Origin of the sequence: Sphingomonas sp., from assembly GCF_039595165.1 — a bacterium.
In the GTDB taxonomy this organism is placed as follows: Bacteria; Pseudomonadota; Alphaproteobacteria; order Sphingomonadales; family Sphingomonadaceae; genus Sphingomonas.
Genome location: NZ_JBCNMA010000169.1, coordinates 1 through 6,217 on the forward strand (window position 1 = coordinate 1; position 6,217 = coordinate 6,217).

5 protein-coding genes are annotated in these 6,217 nt (G+C 65.9%); 3 read left to right on the forward strand and 2 right to left on the reverse strand.

Features of this window, described 5'->3' with window-relative positions:
* Positions 1–167: 167 nt before the first annotated feature.
* Both ABDV68_RS17895 and carA read right to left on the reverse strand, forming a co-directional pair.
* On the reverse strand, positions 168–656 hold the full coding sequence (locus tag ABDV68_RS17895; RefSeq protein WP_343521458.1) for a hypothetical protein: 489 nt from the start codon (positions 654–656) through the stop codon (positions 168–170).
* Positions 653–1,828, reverse strand: a complete 1,176-nt coding sequence (gene carA / locus ABDV68_RS17900) for a glutamine-hydrolyzing carbamoyl-phosphate synthase small subunit (protein ID WP_343521459.1) — start codon at positions 1,826–1,828, stop codon at positions 653–655. The genes ABDV68_RS17895 and carA overlap by 4 nt, the downstream gene beginning before the upstream one ends.
* A 135-nt stretch (positions 1,829–1,963) precedes the next feature.
* Between carA and ABDV68_RS17905 the strand changes: the two genes are divergently transcribed.
* The 3 genes from ABDV68_RS17905 to rpoD form a co-directional block, all read left to right on the forward strand.
* Positions 1,964–2,416, forward strand: a complete 453-nt coding sequence (locus ABDV68_RS17905; protein ID WP_331028796.1) for a GatB/YqeY domain-containing protein — start codon at positions 1,964–1,966, stop codon at positions 2,414–2,416.
* A 1-nt stretch (position 2,417) separates the two neighbouring features.
* The gene (dnaG, locus tag ABDV68_RS17910; protein WP_343521460.1) at positions 2,418–4,265 is read left to right on the forward strand and encodes a DNA primase; all 1,848 of its coding nucleotides are present in this window, start codon (positions 2,418–2,420) and stop codon (positions 4,263–4,265) included.
* A gap of 51 nt (positions 4,266–4,316) precedes the next feature.
* Positions 4,317–6,217 (forward strand): RNA polymerase sigma factor RpoD (rpoD, locus tag ABDV68_RS17915; protein WP_343521461.1); only part of this gene is annotated, 1,901 nt, incomplete at its 3' end.

A 6,217-nucleotide genomic window follows, 5' to 3' on the forward strand; every position in this document is an offset into this window, starting at 1 on the left:
GGTCATGATCGTCGCCGGGTTCGAATTGACCAGGACGATGCGATAGCCCTCTTCCTTGAGCGCCTTGATCGCCTGCGTGCCCGAATAGTCGAACTCGCACGCCTGCCCGATCACGATGGGACCGGCGCCGATGACGAGGATGGAGGAGATGTCGGTGCGTTTGGGCATTATTTCACTCGTGCAAATTCGACGCTGCGGATCAGTCGGAAATCTGGCGGCCCAGCGCATCCTTCTTTCATAAGCGCGTTGGCGGACGGTCCTCGGAGAACCACGCGCAGCAGTGTTTGCTTGTCACCCACAAGCAGCGTTTTGCCCGGCCTTTCTTCCGTTGAAAAATCCGATCGATCCTCGCTGGCATGCACTCGCTTAATGCCGCTGTCTTCCAACCTTTTGATCTCAACAGACCGCTGCTCTTCGGAGAGCCCTTGCAGGTCATAGAATAGGCTCAAGCGAACTTCGGTCGCGTCATCGAGCCAAGAAAGATCAGAACCCCAACGCTGCTCACAGTTCATCCGTTGATAAGTGGCCGGATCGATTTGTTTCCTGACCGTGCTTGTGTTGGGCTTTACATCGTTCGATTGCGCCGCTGCCGCCAATGCGCTGCATGATACGAAGAGACCGAGCGCTAATGTGATAGTTGCGAACTTTCGGCTCACTGCATCATCCCCACAAACCGCTCGAACAGATAGAAGCTGTCTTGCGGCCCCGGGCTCGCCTCGGGGTGGTACTGCACGCTGAACGCTCGGCCGCCGTCGATCTCGATCCCGCAATTGCTGCCGTCGAACAGCGACACATGCGTCTCGGTCACGCCCGCGGGCAGCGTTTCGCGGTCCACCGCAAAGCCGTGGTTCATGCTGGTGATCTCGACCGCGCCGTCACTGAGCCGCTTGACCGGATGGTTCGCCCCGCGATGGCCCTGGAACATCTTGGTGGTCTGCGCGCCCACCGCGAGGCCGAGCAGCTGGTGGCCGAGGCAGATGCCGAACAGCGGCTTCTTCGTCTCCAGCAGCTCGCGGATCACCGGCACGGCATATTCGCCGGTCGCCGCGGGATCGCCCGGGCCGTTCGACAGGAAGATGCCGTCGGGGTCGAAGCTCAGCACCTGCTCCGCCGTCGCGGTGGCGGGCAGCACCGTTACTTCAGCACCAGCCTTAACAAGGTTTCGGAAGATATTGTGTTTGCTACCATAATCGATCGCAACGACATGCGGGCGCTTGGCACCGACAGTGTCAAGCCTGTGTGAACTTCCATATCCCTGGCCCAGCCGCCACACCCCGCCTTCCCAGCCGAAATGGGTCTCGGTGGTAACGGTGATGGCAAGGTCCATGCCCTCCAGCCCCGGCCACGCCCGCGCCCGCTCCAGCAGCCAGGGAATGTCGAACTCGCCCTTCGCCGAATGCGCGATCACGCCATTGGGCGCGCCTTGCCCGCGGATGCGGCGCGTCAGCGCGCGGGTATCGACCCCGGCGAGCCCGATCCGCTCATGCTTCTTCATCCACGCGTCGAGCCGCTCGACGCTGCGGAAGTTGGAGGGCTCGGTCACGTCCTCGCGCACGATCATGCCGAGCGCGTGGGGGTTGTCCGCCTCGACATCGTCCGGGTTGGCGCCGACATTGCCGATATGCGGGAAGGTGAAGCAGATCATCTGGCCCGCGAAGCTCGGGTCGGTCATGATCTCCTGATAGCCGGTCATCGCGGTGTGGAAGCAGACCTCGCCCGCAGCATTGCCCTCGGCGCCGAAACCGCGTCCCCAGATCACCTCACCGCTGGCGAGAACCAGAACGCCTGTAGCTCCTTCAGGCACGGTAAAAGGCGTCGCGTCGGCCATTATGAGAGGGCGCTCCTACGGGGGTTTCCGGCAATGTGTGCTAAGAGCCGCCCGCTAGACCCCTCCCCCCTTCCCGTCAACCGCCTGCGGGGTCTAATGGCCGATAATTCCGATTCACCTGTGGGTAGAAAGCAAATGATCCGCGACGACATCAAGGCCGCTCTCGTCACCGCCATGAAGGGCGGCGACAAGGAAGGGACCGCCGCCATCCGCCTGATCCAGAGCGCGATCAAGAACCGCGACATCGAGGCGCGCACCCAGGCGCCCGTTGCCGACGACGACGCGCTGGTGGTCGAGGTGCTGCAGAAGATGGTCAAGCAGCGCCGCGAATCGATCGAGATGTACGAGAAGGGCGGCCGCCAGGAGCTCGCCGACGCCGAGAAGGCCGAGGTCGCCGTGATCGAGCGCTTCCTTCCCGCGCAGCTGAGCGAGGCGGAGACGACCGCGGCGATCGAGGCGATCAAGGCCGAGCTCGGCGCGTCGGGCATGAAGGACATGGGCCGGGTGATGGCCGAGCTCAAGGCCCGCCATGCGAGCCAGCTCGACATGAGCAAGGCATCGGGGCTGGTGAAGGCGGCGCTCTCCTGACGTGGCGCTGACGCCCGCCTTTCTCGACGAACTGCGCGCCCGCACCACGCTCTCGGCGCTGATCGGGCGCAGCGTGAAGATCACGCGCGCCGGCCGCGAGTGGAAGGCGTGCTGCCCCTTCCACAACGAGAAGACGCCGTCCTTCACGATCAACGACGACAAGGGCTTCTACCATTGCTTCGGCTGCGGCGCGCATGGCGACGCGATCCGCTGGCTCACCGACCAGCAGGGCCTGCCCTTCATGGACGCGGTGAAGGAACTTGCCGCGGCGGCGGGGATGGACGTCCCGCAGGCCGATCCGCGCGCGGCGGAAAAGGCGGAGAAGACCAAGGGGCTGCATGAGGCGATGGCCGACGCCGCCAAATTCTATGTCGACCAGCTCCATGGCCTCGCCGGCGCGGAGGCCCGCGCGCTGCTCGAACGCCGGCGGATCACCGCCGACACCGCCCGCGCCTTCGGCATGGGCTTCGCGCCGGACTCGCGCACCAAGCTGCGCGAGACGCTCAAGACCTATGGCGATCCGATGCTGGTCGAAGCCGGGCTGCTGATCCAGGTCGAAGGCAAGGAGCCGTACGACCGCTTCCGCGGACGCCTCATGATCCCGATCAAGGACGCGCGCGGCCGGGTGATCGGCTTTGGCGGGCGCATCATCGGCGAGGGCGAGCCGAAATACCTCAACTCCCCCGAGACCCCGCTCTTCGACAAGGGGCGCACGCTCTACAATCTCGACCGCGCGGCGGCCGCCTCGCGTAAGACGGGCCGGGTGATCGCGGTCGAGGGCTATATGGACGTGATCGCGCTCGCCCAGGCCGGGTTCGGCGAGGCGGTGGCGCCGCTCGGCACCGCGCTCACCGAGCATCAGCTCGAGCGGCTGTGGCGCATGGCGGACATCCCTCTGCTGGCGTTCGACGGCGATTCAGCGGGGCAGAAGGCCGCGATCCGCGCCGCGCACCGCGCCCTGCCCCATCTCGGCCCGGGCCGCAGCCTCGCCTTCGTCACCCTGCCCAACGGCCAGGATCCGGACGATCTGGTCCGCAGCTCGGGCCCGCAGGCGTTCGAAGCACTGCTCCAGGCCGCCCAGCCGCTCGCCGACCGCATCTGGCATCACGAGCTCGCCGCCGAGCCGCTCGACACGCCCGAAGCTCGCGCCGGCCTCAAGCGCCGCCTGTCCGATCTTGCCGCGACGATCCAGGACGGCAATGTCCGCCACGAATACGTTACCGAGTTCCGCAACCGCTGCGACGCGCATTTCGCGCCCGCCCCGCGCAGCTTCACGCCGCGCACACCCCAGCGCGGCGCGCGTCCGGGCCAGCGCTGGCAGCCGCCCGAGCCGCCGCCCAGCCCCACCGTGCAAGCGCTCGGCGCGACCGGGATCGACCGCGTGCTGGCCAAAGCCGTCCTCGCCGGCCTGATCCGCCATCCGGCCGAGATCGCCCGTCACATGGAGACGCTGTCCAGCCTGCGCCTCGCCGACGGCGCGCTCGGGCGGCTGTTCGAAGCCGTGATCGATGTCGCGCTGGAGGATCAGGCGCTTGATACCGCTCGCCTGCGCACCATATTGGCGGCGTCCGGTTTCGATCAAATGGCGGCCGAGTTGCTCCGCGCCGACACGCTTCCCTTCACTTTCACGCAGAAAGACTGGGACGCGGGGCGTGCTGCGCTCGATCTGGGTGAGGCGATTGCGGTGCTCGTGGCGAGGCCGCAGGTCGATGCCGCATTGGCCGAGGCAACGGCAGCGGTTCAGGCGCGTTTCAGCGACGAGGCGTTCGAGCGTCAGGTAGCGCTCGTGCGGCGCAAGGCGGAGCTCGAGGCGCGACTCGCGAATCTGATGCTTGCGGACGAAGAGTAATTCAGCGAATAGGCGGCGTATAATAGCCGCCATCCGATACAAAGGCATTCGATGGCAAAGGCAATCATGACGGACGGCGCGGACACCACCGAGGCGGGCGACGCGCCGCTCATCGATCTCAACGAAGGCTCCATCAAGAAGCTGGTCGCGCGCGCCAAGAAGCGCGGCTACATCACCGTCGACCAGCTCAACGAGATGCTCCCGCAGGACCAGTTCACCTCGGAGCAGATCGAGGACGTGATGTCGGCGCTGTCCGACATGGGCGTCAACGTCGTCGAGAATGAGGACGCGGGCGAGGACGGCGAGGCCGAGGCCGACGGCCCCGACGAGATCGACGCGTCCGACGACCAGGACGACAGCGCCCCCGCCTTCGAGACCAAGAAGAAGGAGACCGTCGATCGCACCGACGATCCGGTGCGCATGTACCTGCGCGAGATGGGCGCCGTCGAGCTGCTCAGCCGCGAAGGCGAGATCGCGATCGCCAAGCGCATCGAGGCCGGCCGTGACACGATGATCCTGGGCCTCTGCGAGAGCCCGATCACCTTCAACGCGATCATCGGCTGGTCCGATGCGCTCAACGAAGGCACGATGCAGCTGCGCGAGATCCTCGATCTCGACGCGATGCTCTCCAAGGGTCCGTCGGCCGAGCAGGTCGAGGGCGCCGAGGATGACGATTCGGGCGAGATCAGCGAGAAGACCGCCGGCGCTTCGTTCAAGGAAGAGGAGGAGCCCGAAGAGGCGCCTGCCGACGACGAGGACGACGAGCTCACCGAACGCCGCGCACCGCGTCCCTCCGACGACGACGAGGAGGACAACACGCTCAGCCTCGCGCAGATGGAAGAGACGCTCAAGCCGCAGGCGCTGGAGCGCTTCGCGAGCATCACCGCGATCTACAAGAAGTTCAGCAAGGTCCAGCAGCAGCGGCTCGACGCGATGGCGGCGGGCGGCGAGCTGTCGGCCGCGGACGAGAAGAAGTACCAGAAGCTGCGCGAGGACCTCACCGCCGAGGTCGAGAGCGTGCAGTTCCACCAGGCGAAGATCGAGTATCTCGTCGACCAGCTCTACAGCTTCAACCGGCGCCTGACCGCGCTGGGCGGCCAGATGCTGCGCCTCGCCGAGCGCCACAAGGTCAACCGCAAGGACTTTCTGGACCGCTACATGGGCCATGAGCTCGACGAGCAGTGGCTCGGCTCGGTCGGCGCGCTCGACAAGAAATGGGCGGCGTTCGCGGCGAACGAGGCCGCGGCGGTGGACCGCATCCGTGTCGAGGTCAGCGAGATCAGCCAGCAGACCGGCATGGCGCTCACCGAGTTCCGCCGCATCGTCAACATGGTGCAGAAGGGCGAGCGCGAGGCGCGCATCGCCAAGAAGGAGATGGTCGAGGCCAATCTCCGCCTCGTGATCTCGATCGCCAAGAAGTACACCAACCGCGGCCTGCAGTTCCTGGACCTGATCCAGGAGGGCAATATCGGCTTGATGAAGGCGGTGGACAAGTTCGAGTATCGCCGCGGCTACAAGTTCAGCACCTATGCGACCTGGTGGATCCGCCAGGCGATCACCCGCTCGATCGCCGACCAGGCGCGCACCATCCGCATCCCGGTCCACATGATCGAGACGATCAACAAGCTGGTCCGCACCAGCCGCCAGTTCCTCCACGAGCAGGGCCGCGAGCCCACACCGGAGGAAATGGCCGAGCGCCTCTCGATGCCGCTCGAGAAGGTGCGCAAGGTGATGAAGATCGCCAAGGAGCCGATCAGCCTCGAGACGCCGATCGGCGACGAGGAGGATTCGCACCTCGGCGACTTCATCGAGGACAAGAACGCGATCATCCCGGTGGATGCGGCGATCCAGGCCAACCTCAAGGAAACCGTCACCCGCGTCCTCGCCAGCCTCACCCCGCGCGAGGAGCGCGTGCTGCGCATGCGCTTCGGCATCGGCATGAACACCGATCA